The sequence below is a fragment of the Neobacillus sp. NRS-1170 genome (assembly GCF_050468025.1).
This window is the reverse complement of the sequence record NZ_JBITPF010000031.1, coordinates 12783-27565: the sequence shown is the minus strand read 5'-3', so window position 1 is coordinate 27565 and position 14783 is coordinate 12783. Positions and strand designations below refer to the sequence as shown.

At 41.6% G+C, this 14783-nt stretch carries 12 protein-coding genes; all 12 read right to left on the bottom strand.

Annotated elements, in window-relative coordinates; genetic code table 11:
• Positions 1–16: 16 nt before the first annotated feature.
• A complete protein-coding gene (locus tag ACIFOT_RS14570) occupies positions 17–835 on the bottom strand; it encodes a carbohydrate ABC transporter permease (protein WP_430065680.1) in 819 nt (272 codons plus the stop codon).
• Positions 832–1689 carry a carbohydrate ABC transporter permease gene (locus ACIFOT_RS14565; protein WP_430065730.1) on the bottom strand — a complete coding sequence of 286 codons (858 nt, stop codon included), beginning with the start codon at positions 1687–1689 and terminating at the stop codon, positions 832–834. Before ACIFOT_RS14565 ends, ACIFOT_RS14570 begins: the two co-directional genes overlap by 4 nt.
• A 140-nt stretch (positions 1690–1829) precedes the next feature.
• On the bottom strand, positions 1830–3125 hold the full coding sequence (locus ACIFOT_RS14560; protein WP_430065678.1) for an ABC transporter substrate-binding protein: 1296 nt from the start codon (positions 3123–3125) through the stop codon (positions 1830–1832).
• Between the two features lie 35 nt (positions 3126–3160).
• On the bottom strand, positions 3161–4735 hold the full coding sequence (gene gcvPB / locus ACIFOT_RS14555; RefSeq protein WP_430065676.1) for an aminomethyl-transferring glycine dehydrogenase subunit GcvPB: 1575 nt from the start codon (positions 4733–4735) through the stop codon (positions 3161–3163).
• Positions 4736–4751: 16 nt separating this feature from the next.
• Positions 4752–6140 (bottom strand): aminomethyl-transferring glycine dehydrogenase subunit GcvPA, encoded by a 1389-nt coding sequence (gene gcvPA / locus ACIFOT_RS14550; RefSeq protein ID WP_430065674.1) that lies wholly within the window; start codon positions 6138–6140, stop codon positions 4752–4754.
• 45 nt (positions 6141–6185) lie between these two features.
• On the bottom strand, positions 6186–6965 hold the full coding sequence (locus tag ACIFOT_RS14545) for an SDR family NAD(P)-dependent oxidoreductase (RefSeq protein WP_430065672.1): 780 nt from the start codon (positions 6963–6965) through the stop codon (positions 6186–6188).
• A 15-nt stretch (positions 6966–6980) separates the two neighbouring features.
• Positions 6981–8663, bottom strand: coding sequence for an amylo-alpha-1,6-glucosidase (locus tag ACIFOT_RS14540; RefSeq protein ID WP_430065670.1), 1683 nt, complete (start codon positions 8661–8663; stop codon positions 6981–6983).
• 15 nt (positions 8664–8678) lie between these two features.
• Entirely contained in the window at positions 8679–9509 is an 831-nt protein-coding gene (locus ACIFOT_RS14535; RefSeq protein WP_430065668.1) for a carbohydrate ABC transporter permease, read from the bottom strand.
• A gap of 35 nt (positions 9510–9544) precedes the next feature.
• Positions 9545–10453, bottom strand: coding sequence for a carbohydrate ABC transporter permease (locus ACIFOT_RS14530; RefSeq protein ID WP_430065728.1), 909 nt, complete (start codon positions 10451–10453; stop codon positions 9545–9547).
• A 52-nt stretch (positions 10454–10505) separates the two neighbouring features.
• Entirely contained in the window at positions 10506–11771 is a 1266-nt protein-coding gene (locus ACIFOT_RS14525; protein ID WP_430065666.1) for an ABC transporter substrate-binding protein, read from the bottom strand.
• A 136-nt stretch (positions 11772–11907) separates the two neighbouring features.
• Positions 11908–13029: a response regulator gene (locus tag ACIFOT_RS14520; RefSeq protein WP_430065664.1), complete on the bottom strand. Its 1122-nt coding sequence runs from the start codon at positions 13027–13029 to the stop codon at positions 11908–11910.
• Complete coding sequence (locus ACIFOT_RS14515) at positions 13029–14741, bottom strand: sensor histidine kinase (protein ID WP_430065662.1); 1713 nt, start codon at positions 14739–14741, stop codon at positions 13029–13031. Before ACIFOT_RS14515 ends, ACIFOT_RS14520 begins: the two co-directional genes overlap by 1 nt.
• Positions 14742–14783: the final 42 nt, after the last annotated feature.

The following is a 14783-nucleotide window of genomic DNA, read 5'->3' as shown; positions in this document are numbered from 1 at the left end:
TTCCACTCCTTGATGTTTATTCTTTTACCGATCCACCTAAAATCCCAGAGATAAAATGCCTTTGTAAAAGCAAGAAAAAGATCATAATTGGAATTGTCGATAAAGTGGTTCCTAGCATGAGCTGCCCATAATCAATCCGCGCCATTCCAATTAAGCTCGATAAAGCGACAGGCAGTGTAAACATTTCTTTTGAATTCATCGTAATAAGCGGCCAAAGTAAGCTATTCCATTGGGACATAAACAGAAAAATAGAAACTGCTGCAAGCGCTGGCCTTGTTACTGGGAGAATGACAGTAAAGAATATTCGTAATTCCCCTGCCCCATCCACCCTCGAGGCCTCAATAATCGAGTCTGGCACAGCCTTCATATTCTGCCTCATTAAATAAATCGCAAAGGGAGAAGCAAGCGTCGGCAATATAATCGCTTGATACGTATTCAGCCAATTAAAGGAGACCATCATTTCAAACAATGGGATCAAGGTTACCTGTGATGGAATCATTAAGGTACATAAAATAATGAAAAAGAATACCTTCTTTCCCTTAAATTGAAATTTGGCAAAAGCATAGCCAGCCATCGCGCTAATAAGCGTGCTGACGAATGTATAAACAAGGGCAATAAATAAGGAATTCCAGAAAATTTTCGCAATCCCTAACGACTCATTCAGGGATTGAAAATTTTTTGCCAAGTAATCACCTGGCAGAAGCTTAGGCGGAAGATGAAAAATATCACCTGAAGGTAAAGTCGAACCGACCAGCATCCAATAGAAAGGTCCAATCGATAAGATGACCCCCACAATCAATAAACTATATATCCCTATTTTTCTAGAAGTGATCATTCATCATCACCTACCAGCTTCATTTGGATCCAGGAAATGATGGCCGTAATGATAACGAGAACATAGGCAATCGCGGACGCATAGCCAAAATCGAAAAACTTAAAGCCTGTTTCATATAGATAAAGCGTAATCGTCATCGTGGCAGCATTTGGACCGCCATTGGTCAAAATAAACGGCTCATCAAAAAGCTGCAAAGTGCCAATGGTTGACATCACAACGGTAAAAATAAACACCGGCTTCAATTGTGGAATCGTAATCATGAAAAATTGCTTCACTTTTCCTGCTCCATCAATACTTGCTGCCTCATATAATTCAGCAGGAATATTTTGCAAACCCGCTAAAAAAATTACCATATTATATCCGGTCCATCTCCAAGTCATAACGAGAATTACCGAGGCCTTTGCCCAAAATGGAGTATTTAACCAAGAAATAGCATCCAATCCTATAAATGATAAGAAATAGTTAACAAATCCGAAATGCTCATCTAATAGAATCATAAAGACAATCGAGGCGGCTACTAGGGCTGTAATCGCTGGCATGAAATAAGAGATTCGAAAAAATGCCTTGCCTTTTAACATCGAAGAATGGAGCCCCACCGCGATTAATAATGATAAAAAGAGCATGATTGGAACTTGGACGATTAAAATCTGAAAGGTATTTAATAGAGATTTATAGAAAATAGGATCATGGAATAAGCGAGAATAATTAGCAAATCCCACAAATGACTTCTGTAATCCACGAACCTCTTGAAAGCTCAAAATAAACGAAGAAATAACCGGATAGACGGTAAATATTAAGATTAATAGAAATGCCGGCCCGATAAAGAAATAGGGAGCATTTTTTGGAGTTAACACATTTTTTCTCGTTTTGACTTGAAGGTTTGCCGTGGTATTTACAGCCTTTTCTGTCTGATCCAAACGAGCCACCTACCTAACTTAAGTAAAATAAAGGAGCTGAGAGGAGTTGGAACACGACCTCTCAGCTCTCCTTAACATTATTTTTTGACTTCATTATCTAATTGTTTTTGTGCATCCTTTAAACCAGATTCCACCGATTTATTTTCAAGTAATATGGCTGCCTGGGCATTACTTGTTAGGGCACTTGCTTTTGCTAAGTGTTCATTCACATTGATTTTTGGTACTTGATTGACAATATCGGCAAATTTTTTGAAAATCGGGCTATTATGAAAGTACTCGCTATTGGCTGTAAATTGTGGTGCACTATAGGTTTCCTTCAAGGATGGGAAAAGTCCATATTTTTCAAAACCTAACAATTGTGAGGCTTGGTCGGTTGTAAAAAATTCAACGAAGGCATAGGCAGCCGATTGATTTTTGCTTGTTGATGGAATCAACAAGGACGAACCTCCTACGTTTGCATATCTCGTGCCGCCCTTTTCAAAGCTTGGTAAATAGAAGACATCCCATTTCCCCTTTAAATCTGGAGCCTGGTCCATAATCGAACCCGCATACCAGACACCATAAGGAACAGTGGCAACACTGCCATTTACAGTTGCGGTTACAATCCCGTCCCAGCCTTTATTATTAAGGATTAGATTGGCATCATGAAGTTTTTTGATGACCTCCATTGCCCTGATTGCTTCCTTGGACCCGAGGGTAATTTTCCCGTCTTTATCAAAATAAGAAAGCCCTTGCTGCTGCATCATCATTTGGAAGACACCGTCATAGTTCGGGATATCAATCGGCAGCAGCTGCGCACCCGTTGCGGCTTTAATTTTCTTACCTGCTTCAATATAATCATCCCAAGTTTGGATGGAATTAGGGTCCACATTGGCCTTCTCAAAGTAATCCACACGGTAAAACACACCTGCCGGCCCAATATCCCACGGAGCCGCAATGAAATCTCCATCTTTATTCTGAACGGCCGCTACTTTTGCTGGATTGAATGAATCCTTGTATTTGTCATACCCAAGTTTATTTAATTTTAAAAATCCTTCGGGAAACTGGTGCAGGTAGCCTGGGATTCGTTCATCCTCCATCAACACCACATCTGGAAGCCCGGAACCTCGTGCTGCAAGACCAACGGTTAACTTGTCATAAAGGTCAGAGCTATTAAAATCCTCCACCTTCACTTTTACGTCCGGATATTTTTTCTGAAAGTCCTTAACCGCTGCTTTCATCGTTGCTGCCGCAACGTCCCATCCCCATACAGTAATGGTTCCAGCTGGATTTTTGGAATCCCCTGATTTCCCTTCATTCCCAGCCGTATTATTGGAGCAGGCGGATAACAATAACTGCAGCAAGACGAGCATTATCGACATGTACTTTTTCATTTTTATAGCCCCCTATTTTCAAAAATAATGTCGTTTTATTTAACAGATTCACATGTTTCCGTGTTTTTCAAATACATGCGCCAGGTGATGCACCATTTCTCTGGATGATCCAAGTAATCCTGCTCGTCTATTTTGTGAATGGTGCTATTATGCGGGGCAGTTTTGACGATTGCTGGATTTTCATAGGCTTCTTTAGAAATTTGCTCGAGAGCTAGGATATATTCATCTAAATCTTCTTTGGAATACGACTCCGTCGGCTCAAGGGTGAATGGCTGCTTGACGATATATGGATGATGGCTGGTCCAATAATGGAGACCAAAATCAGTCATCCTTAACGTAACATCCTCAGTGGTTACTCCCGTTTCCTTTGTCAGCTGCTCCCAGCTGTAACGCACCTGCTCAAGGCGGTGTCCTTTGACATATGGTGCACTTGCACCGCGAATCGCCAAAACTTTGTGATACATATAGTTATTGTTTAATACTGCTATTTTCGCAACTTCCTTCAGACCGTCCGCACCGAGAGCGCGAATCCATGCATAAGCTCGCAGCACCGTTTGGGCGACACCGTGGAAGGAGCGGACCTTTCCAATTGAATGCTCTAAATCGTTCTTCAGAGTATATTTTCCATCGGCAAATTCCACAATCGGCGCTGGCAAGAATTCTTTCAATTCTGCAGTCACTCCAAGGGCTCCGGTTGCCGGGCCGCCGCACATATGCGGTGCTGCAAAGGTTTTGTGAAGATTAAAGAAGCACATATCAAAGCCTGCTTCTTTTGCACGGGTGATTCCTAAAAGACCGTTGGCATTCGCCTGATCGTAAAAACAAAGGCCGCCGGCTTGGTGAACAATGTCGGTAAACTCTTTAATCTTCGGATTGAAAATGCCGGTATCTTCCGGATTGGCCACAACAAATCCCGCTGTCCGCTCGGATATTGCTGCTTTTAATTTTTCAATATCAGGAAAGCCGTTTTCATCCGGATGCAGAGTAATAATCTTATAGCCCTTGACCGCTGCCGTCGCAGCTTGAGATGGGTGGGAGAAAATCGTCGTGATGATTTCATCCCGCTTTTCCCCCTCGCCCTTTTGTTCATGGTATTTCCTTACGATTGATGCCATGGCAAACAAAGCCTGGGTGCCGCTGCTTGGCTGGAAGGAGAAATAATCCATTCCTGAAATTTCCCTCATGCATAAGTCCAGCTTATGAAAAACCTCGAGCATTCCCTGAACGGTATCTTCATGCTGCAGAGGATGCAGCTCCATCATTTTCGGATCACGAATCAGCAATTCGTTGATTTTCGGAATGTACTTCATTGTACAAGTCCCTTGCCCGATTTCTACGTTAAAATCGGAACCAAGCGTTTCCTGTGATAGTCTTAAGTAATGTCTTAATACACGCGCCTGGCCAATTTCCGGAAGATTCGGCTTGTTTTTCCGCTGCATTGACGCCGGAATCGCTGATGTTCCATCACCTACTGCCAAGGCAATATGTTTATTGACAGGAGGCAGCTCTACTCCCTTTTCCCCAGGCTGATGAAGTTCGAAAATAATCGGTTCATTCCATTTTGCTTGGTGAAAGTCACGGGTCTTGCTCGTACGTTGAATCCTTTGCATGTGAAAAAACTCCTCTCTATTTCGTTAAAATCTCTTGAATGGATTGAACGAGATGGTCTATATCCTCTTTCGTATGAACCTCTGTTACACAAAACAATGCCGACTGGCCAAACTCAGGAAACTCTTGTGAAAGATCCTTGCCGCCAAAAACCTTCTTTTCTAACAATTTTTGATTAATTTGTTCTACTGTATATCCTGATTGATTAAAATCAACGATAAATTCTTTAAAAAAAGGTGAGTCCAAAAGAGATCCTTTTACACCCTCAATTTGATTTAATTGCTGTTGCGCATACTGACTATTTTGCATAATGGTTTGACCCACTTCCTGCATGCCTTCTGGCCCTAGAAGTGCTAAATATACCCCGGCAGTAATTCCCCATAAGGCTGTCTGTGTTCCGACCGATTCTTTGCCCTTTTCTCTTTGGGCAAATGAAGTCCGCTCATAGGCGACATCGCCAAAGCCATATTCTCCTTCCTTCACAGTAGGGACGATCCCAAACAATCGGGATGGATATTCATGGACAAAACTCTCCTCATTACGGGTTGCGATGAAACCTGCCTGACCCCCGCTGTAATTCATGTGCATGCCAAGCGGCTGCAAGTCGCCGCAGACAATATCAGCGCCATAATGACTTGGCGGTGCAAGAACACCAAGTGAAATCGGGTCAACCCCAACCACCATTAAGCTCCCATTTGCCTTAAGCAGTTTAGAAATTTCCAGGCCCTGCGCCTCTATAAAACCAAGGTAGGATGGATTTTCAAAATAAACGGCGGCTACATCTTCGGTTAATTTTGACTGTAAGTCTCCTAAATCCATCGCTCCGGATGTTGTATCAAATTGCACAAATTCGAACTTTAATTGCGGTGTGCCGTAGTTAATGATAATTTTGCTCCGTTCCGGTGCGACCGTCCTCGCAAGCAATACCTTCTTCCTTCCCGTAATACGGGCAGCCATTCTCACTGCCGTGGCCGCCGCCTGCCCCCAGTCAAAGGTTGGTACATTGACCACATCCATATCAACTAATTCGGCTACTAAGCTTTGATATTCAAAAAGTGCCTGGAATCTTCCATGGTCCTCATAAGGCTCGCCTGCATAGGCGGTTAAAAATTCGGAGCGCTGATTAATTTCATCACAAACGGCCGGAATAAAATGCTGCCAGCAGCCGGCTCCGAGGAAATTGATATATTCCTTTGTACTAGTGTTCTTATTGAGAATTCCTTCAATATGTCGTCTGAGTTCGTATTCCGTTAAAGCCGGCGGAAGGTCTAGCGCTTCCTTTAGCTGGAGCTCATCAGGGATACAAGAGTATAACTCCATAATCGATTCGGCTCCGATAACCTTTAGCATCTCAGCTTGTACTTCTGGTACCATATTCGGTATATAAGGGTGCACCTTTTGTGCCATGACCATTACCTCCTGCAGTAATTGATTTTTGAATTTTTAGAAAAATTAAGCTAATCCGCCGCCGTCCACTATTAAATCTGTCCCAGTTACCCATGCTGACAGGTCACTTGCGAGGAATAAAACGCCTTTAGCAATATCCCTTGGTGTGCCTAGTCTTTCTAATGGCCTGCCTTTTGCTGATGAAACTAAGAAAGTATCCTCTTTCAGGTTTAGTTGCTTCGCTTCGTCCCTTAATAACGGTGTATCTGTATCACCAGGACAAATACAATTCACGCGGATATTTTGCGGCCCATGGTCGATTGCCATCGCTTTTGTTAAATTGACAACTCCAGCCTTTGCTGCGCAATAAGCGGCTGCTTGATCTCCGCCTTTAATTCCCCAGCCGGAGCCCGTATTGATAATACTGCCTCCTCCGCTCTCTGCCATCAGTGGAATAAGGTATTTGGACAATAAATAGATTCCCTTTAAAGAGACATCAATCACTAAATCCCAGTCAGCCTCTTCTAAATCCACAACCGTTTTTCTTCTGATAACTCCTGCATTGTTAAAAAGAACATCAACCGAACCGTGATCTTTTTCAAAATAGTCTTTTACAGCGATACAATCCGATGCCTTGGTTACATCACAGCGGAAAAACTCAGCCTTATAATCCTTCGATTGCAAGTCAGCCGCCGCCTGTTGACCATTTTCTTCATTAATATCTAACATCACTACCTTCGCGCCGACCTCTGCTAATAGAGTGGCCGTTGCCAATCCAATCCCTGATGCTCCACCTGTAACGACACATACTTTATCTTTTAAGCCGAAATAATCTTTCGTTACCATCGTAAAACCTCCCGTTTATTCCATTAGTGAATGAGCCAATAGCAGAAAGACACTGGATGTCCATGTGAAAGCAGGGTCCCGTAAGCCTTCGCCCGTATGAGCATGGAAATTCTCAGCCATTCCTGACTTATTAGCCATAGTGCAAAACTTCTCAGCAATTTCTCGTGCCAATTCCGTTTCACCTGAATCCATTAAACCTTTGTAAATCAGCAAAGTGGTCGGGGCCCAAATCGGTCCTCTCCAGTAGCCATCCTCTCGAAAAAATGGGCTGCTTGGCTTTTCGGTAGCCAGACCAAAATCGGTTAAAAAGCCATTGGAGACTAATCTTGCTACTAAACTTTTTCTAAACGGTTCTGGCAATCTTTTACCGAGAATAATAGGAACATAGAGAACTAGACTGTCGGATTGAATTTCAGCGTGATCCCCAGACCTAACAGCAATAAACTGATTTCCCTTCCAAAACATGCCTATCATTCGGCCAAGCAAATGTATAGATTCACTGGCCCATTTTGCTGCTTCCTCTTTTTTTCCTAATACTTCGGCAATCTCTGCCAGCACTTCCATTTGAATAAGTAGAAATGATGATACATCCGGGCTTTTCACGGGGGTTCCTTTATGAAAAATCGTGCTGTTATCCCAGCCGCTGTCATTGCCGTGATTATAGTGCGGGAGCCCTTCCCCATCATTATCCCTATACTTGAACCACCATTCCGTCCACTTAACAAGTGGTTCATATACCTCTTGAAGTTTTTCCTTTGTAACGAATGCACGATTTTTCATAAGCTGCTTTAATGTCCAGCCATGAATCGGCGGTTTTGTAAAATTCCATAAGGCAAAGCGGTTATTAAGAAAATCAGGCAGCATTCCTGATTCATCCTGATGGTCGAAAAATATCATGAATTGGTCCCATGCTAATTCCGGTGAATTCTTAGCAAGTGCCTGCGCATTAAAGCAATGGTCCCAGCTCCAAATATTCGTCATCCAATTTTTCGACATATACATAGCAGGCCTGTTTAGCAATCCCTCCGGCTGGACCACACAGGACCAAGTAATATAGGAAGCTAGCTCTCTCCCATTTCTCCACCTGGAATCGCATTCCAGAACGGTTTCAATCCAGGTCTGATATTCCTTCCGGACCAATTTTTGCCCCTCTGAAAAAGACAGGTAGGAACGGTCGGTGTATACTGTAAAGAACTCCTCAATCACACCCTCCATTTCCTTCGTTTCAGGATCTGGTAAAAAGTCAGCGGTAATTTCTAAACAGCGCTGTTCTTGAAAGGGAGCATCCACCTGAAAAGGACCCTTAATTGGCGTTAACATATAGCGGATTTCCTGACTGGAATGGTTAACCTCCCAGCAGCCCTGATGAGCGGGAACGGCATAATCGTAGGTTCCAGTCATCCCGGCTAAGCGGAGTCCTGCCCCTAGACCTCTAACCTGTAACACCCTTGCTTCAGAGATAATAATTTCTACAAAGCCTCCATCTGCCTCCAGCCTTAGAACATCTGGGAACATTTGGGATTGATAAGGCACAACCTGGCCTTCCAATAGAAGCTCGAGGCGAAAAACCTCCCCTAAATCGTGATCTCCATTTCGAATATTACGCAAATAAAGATGGTTTTCATCCTTTCCGTGCAGCGGGGAAATCACGATATACGAACCGTAACGGCTGAACGGAACCTTTGAAATATCAAACATGTTCTGTCTCCTTTCTTATCCCTTCACACCAGACCTTGAGGTATCTTCGACAATATAGCGCTGGGCAAAGAAGAATAAGATCAGCGGCGGAATGCTGATTAAGAACGTCACCGCCATGATGCCCTCCATATCGACACCAAACATTCCCTTAAATTGTGCCAAGCCAAGAGTCAGCGTATATTTACTCTGATCATTTAAGAAAACCAGTGGACCGAGATAATCATTCCAGCAGGTTAAAATATTAAAGACCGCCACCAAAATCAAAGAAGGCTTCATTAATGGCAGATAAATTTTGTAGTAGATTTGAAATGGATTGGCTCCGTCCATTCTCGCTGCCTCATCCAGTTCCTTTGGAATCGACATAATGAATTGGCGCATTAAGAAAATATAAAACGGTGCTCCAAACCAGGATGGAATAAACAACGGCTTTAAGGTATTAATCCAGCCTAGGTAATTAAATTCCATATACTGCGGAATCATCGTTACCTCCCATGGAATCATCATCGATGAAAGGAGGACGATAAATAAAAAATCCCTTCCCTTAAACTTGAATCTAGCAAAACCGTAGGCTACTAATGACGATGAAAGAAGCTGGCCAATCGTCGACATTCCTGTCACGATTACGGTATTGATAAAAAATTGATTAAACGGCTGCGACATCCACGCCTCTTTAAAATTGCTCAATTCAAACTTGGATGGAATCCATTTTGGCGGGAACAGGTAAAGTTCCTCCGGCGATTTCACTGAAGTGCTCAGCATCCAGAAAAACGGTGCTAAGAACAAGAGTGAAAAAAAGATTAATAGGATATAAATGGTTGTTTTCTCAATTCTTCTTTTAGTTTTCATGCGAGACGCTCCTGCCTAGTCTTGGGTCATGCCGACTATTTATTTTTGACTTCTCCTTCGTAATACACCCAAGCAGATGATGACTTAAATACAATAAGCGTTAACACTAAGACAATGACAAACATAAACCAAGCATTAGCGGAGGAATAGCCCATTTTAAAATACTTAAACGCATTCTCATATACATACATCGCATAGAAGTAGGTGGATTTGAGCGGGCCTCCGCCCGTTAATACAAGAGCCAGTGTTAATTGCTGAAAGGCGCTGATAATCGTTGTTATTAAATTGAACAAAATCGTCGGCGTTAGCATCGGAATTGTTATTTTGAAAAATTGCTGAATTTTATTCGCCCCATCAATCGAAGCCGCTTCATATAACTCTCCAGGAATCGCTTTTAGTCCTGCTAAAAAGATGAGCATCATCGTGCCCTGGCCCCACAGGCTGGCAATGACCATCGCGATTAAAGCCCAGTTCGGGTCATTGAGCCAATCGGGACCCTTAACCCCGATAAGGGATAAAAAGTAATTGAGAATCCCATATTCTCCGTTATAGACCCATGCCCAGATCATCGCGAGGGCGACACCTGAGATAACGGACGGCAAATAGAAGAAGGTACGGAAGAACGAATATCCTTTTATCTTTTGATTCAATAAAATTGCCAAGAAAAGGGCAGTAATGATATTAAACGGGACAAAAAGGGCAGCAAACTTTACTGTTACCCCTAATGACTCCCAAAATAACGGGTCTTCGGTAAACATAGTCTTATAGTTATCTAGACCAATAAACTTTGCCTCGCCAACAATTGGCCAATCAAAGAAACTAATAAATAGGGAGTAAAGCAATGGTCCGAGTGTGAAAGCTAAAAATCCGATGATCCATGGTGCGATAAAAAGGAGGGGGACAATGATGTCCCACCGTTTTTTTGTTTTTTTGACGGTTTCGATAGGTGCAGCTGCGGCATAAACGGGTTTCAAAAAAAACACCTCTTTTTAATTTTTACTGCCCAACGTATTTCTCTGAGTCTTTCACTGCTTTGTCCATTAATTTATCGGCATCCTGGCCAAGCATGACTGCATTTATGGCCGCTGATAGATTTCGGTTGATTTCATCCCAGTTTTTATTTAACAGGAATGCCGGTGTATCATTAGATCTCTCCAGCATTTTGTAGAATGGACTGATTAATGGGTCTTGTTCGGTTTTCATTTCTTTTACGACACTGATGCGTACTGGTAAATCTGCTGTTCTCATTTTGATTGCTTCAGCGGAGGAATAGAATTTAACAAATTCCCACGCCAACTTTTTGTTCTTCGAATCCTTTGCAACGGAAACTGCTGAAGAAGCAATGACCCCTTTGACTGGTTTCTCTTTAAAAGCTGGCATTTCCACTGTTCCAAAATTAACCTTTGCTTCTTTAAAGCCCTCTAATGGCCAAATGCCGCTTTCCCACATCGCAATCTTACCTGCTTTAAAGATATCGTCGCCGCTTTGTTGGTTTTTGCCGCCTACAAGTACAGCACTTTTATCCTTCACCATATCTCCGAACATTTTGATGGATTCAATCGTTTCCGGACTATTCATGTAGCCATTGATTTTCTTTCCATCTTCACTGATAAAGCTCGAGCCATTGCTCCATACAAATCCTTGTAGATCATAGGTATCCGGCTCTGGTCTTACCCCAAATCCATATTGCTTCTTTGCAGGATTGGATAATTTCTTAGCTGCTGCTTTAAAGTCATCCCAGGTCCAGCCATCCTTAGGATAAGGAACACCCGCTGCATCAAATAAATCTTTGTTATAATAGACTACCCTTGTAGTAAATCCGGCTGGCATGCCGTACACTTTTCCATACATACTTGAATAGTTGAAAAGGCCTTGGTAAAAGTCGTCTATGTCCATCTCCGCATCGCTTTTGATAAAGTTATCGAGTGGTTCAAGCGATTGAAAATAGGCCGGAAAATTCCACATATACATGACATCAGGAGGATTTTTCGCTCCAAAGGATGCGGCCAGCTTTTGATCAAAGCCATCGCCGTACGCTTCAACCTGCACTTTTACGTTCGGATTTTTTTCTTCAAATTTCTTTGCAATTTCTTCTTGAATTTTCAAGGCTTCACCTGAATCCCAGGTTGCAAAGCGAAGGGTGGTTTTTCCTTTGCTATCCTTAGCTGCTTGATCAGATCCGCTGCTTGATTTATTGTCTGAACAAGCGGCTAGAGCAAAGACCAAAATCAATACCAGTAATGTCGTGAGCCATTTTCTCATCTTAAATCCCCCTCTTTTCTGTAAACATAATAGAAACCGCTTTCATTGTAACGTGAATGAAAGCGGTCTTGAACTTAATTTCATCTTATTCTTTTGGTAATATTGTTTGAATTTTCCCAAAAACGAGGGAAATTTGTTAGCTTCCATTCGCCTTTTTGTTTTGCCGGTAATCCGATGGGGTAACACCGATACATTTTTTAAACCATTTGCTTAAATATTTTCCGTCCTGAATGCCTATTTTCTCCCCGATTTCCTGCAGAGTCAAAGACGTATTTTCAAGCAGCTCGCAGGCCGCCTGGATTTTTATTTTTTCCGTAAAGGAAATAAAGCTTTCCCCGACCGTTTTTTTAAACATCGTACTAAAATGACTTCGGCTTAATCCTACTTCATTTGCTATAAAGGTGGAAGAAAGGGATTCATGCAAATGCTCCATTATGATTTGCACAGCTTTTTGGATTGGATTCGGCCAGTCTTTCATTGAAATCTTAAATTGCTTTTCAAACTTTAACTGCCGGTATAGGGCTGAAACTCCGTTCATCCATTCCGTTATCCCTTGATTAGGGCCATTTACGTTCCAACGGATGGAGGCATCTTTGCTTCTAGCTTCAACCAGTTGATGTTCAAACTCCTCTTTGGCTGTTGCCGGGATAAAGATAAAGGCTTGGTCTTGGCCGCAATGGATCTTTGCCAATTGTTTTTCCCCAACAGGCCATTTTTTATGAAAATTTAGTCCGTTTACGAGAAAAATGGAAAAGGGCTCCTTCATCCATTTCCAATCTTCAAGAAATTTCTCGTCTAATTGTGCGAGAAAGGAATTTTCAAAACCACATAACCATTCATAAAAGTCCTTTTCTAATGATGAGGATCGATTTTTCCCGGAGCTAGTTAATTCATTTTCAAAGCGTTCCAGGTATTCCTCAAACTGCTTGTCTTGAAAGGCTGTTTTCAATATATACCCGGAAGCGCCAATATTCATCCCCTCTTGTGCATAAGTAAAGTCACGGTGGCAGCTTAACAATAATATTTTTACAGCAGGGGAAGTCTGTTTTATTTTTCTCGCGAGTTCAATTCCAGTCATTTCTGGCATGACAATATCTGTTATGACCACTTCAGGGGAATGCTCCTGAAAAAGCTCCCAGGCCTTTTGCCCATTTGGAGCATCGGCAATAACCTCCATATTAAATTTTGCCCAATCGACTGTGGCGATTAATCCCTTTCTTACAATCAACTCATCATCTGCAAGTAATACTTTAATCATTACAGCTGCCTCCTTTTTGGCCATTTTATCTTAAAAATTGTCTTTATTCCTACTACAGATTCAATAGATAAGCCATATTCTAATCCAAAATGGAGCCTTACACGCTGATCGACATTATAAACGCCAATTCTTCTTCCTTTTTCATCAGGATGTGCCGGAGCTAACAGTTTCGTTGCCGTTTCTTCATCCATTCCCTTTCCATTATCCGTTAAAGTTAGTTCTAAATAATCAGGCTTTGCCGATACCATGAGTTCGATTCTTCCCTGCCCGTCTTCAAAGGCATGAAAAAAGATATTTTCAAATAGCGGCTGAAGGGTCATTCTCGGGATCAGATAGTCCAAACATTCAGAATCGACTTTTTCGCTATATTCAAAGGTAGGTCCATAACGAACCTCTTGAACTTTCAAATAATGCTTAATCGTCTCAAGTTCTTTTTTCAACGGAATTAACTCGTCGGAAAAATTTAAATTCTCATGGAGAACCTCTGTCAAATGATAGATCATTTCTTGAACCTCTTTTGTTCCTGCCAGCCTTGCCTTCCACTGAATAGAGTTTAAGGTGTTAAATAATAAATGCGGATTAATTTGATAATGGAAAGCCCGCAGCTCTGCCTGTCTTTTTAACCGTTCTGTCTCGCTCATTTGCTCGATTAAGCCTTTAATTTGATTGACCATGTCATTGAAGCTTTGAGCCAATACCCCTAATTCATCCTTAGAGGTAACTGCAATCTGGGTATTTAAATCCCCTTCACTTACTCGCTCCATCGAGAACTTCAGGCGTTTGATTCTTTTCGACAGCGGGACTGAAAGAAATACCGCCAGAATACAGACTAAGAGAATCGAAAATAAAATGGCCAATAATGTATATTGGTAGATGACATTGGAAGATTGATAATAATATTTTTGTGGTATCCGGACAGCGACATCCCAGCCATAGGCTTCAAAATGATTATTCCAAACAATATCGGACTTTAATTTTTCGGGAGCCTTTTTTGTTTGATATACAACTTGATGCTTTCCATTTTTAAGAGTGATCGAGGCATGGAGTTTATTTTCTAAAAAGTTTATATAAGAAAACAATTCCTCTGCGTTTGTTTCGACCAATAGTTTACTTCCCTTTAATACACCAAACTGGCTTTCAATCGGAAAAACAAGTCCCATAATCTTTTCATCTTTTCTTCCGGTGTAATAATGGTCAGAATTATAAAACCCGATCCACAGGTCCCCCTCTTTTAGGCGATTTGCTTCTTTCCAGAAGGGCTTTTGAAAGAGCTTATGAATATCAACACGATCATTGCCATAATAGTAGCCTGTGTTGGTGATTAAATAGATTCCCTTCGTATTAAACGTCTTATGTGCTTCTAAGTATCTTTCAAAGTTTTTATTTTCAATAAATCCAGCATACGTACGGGGAATTTCCTCTTTTAATATGACCAGAGTAGGATCTGATAAATAATGATTAATATCCTTTGAAATGACATACATTTGCTCAAAAGTATTTTCGATTTGTTTGTCGAGCTGGGAGACTGAAAATTTTTCATACTCATTATATTGTTTATTTACGATTTCCGAGGATTTTTCATAGGATAAATACCCAAATAGCCCTAATGGAATCAGAGCTACCATCAGGAAAAACAATACCATTTTTGTACGAATGCTGCCAAAAGACAGCGTTTTCACCTTTAAAGCTATAATGTTTAGAAAATTTTTCATCGGAATCACCTTGAGGTTTCTTTAAACCTAATAATATCAAAA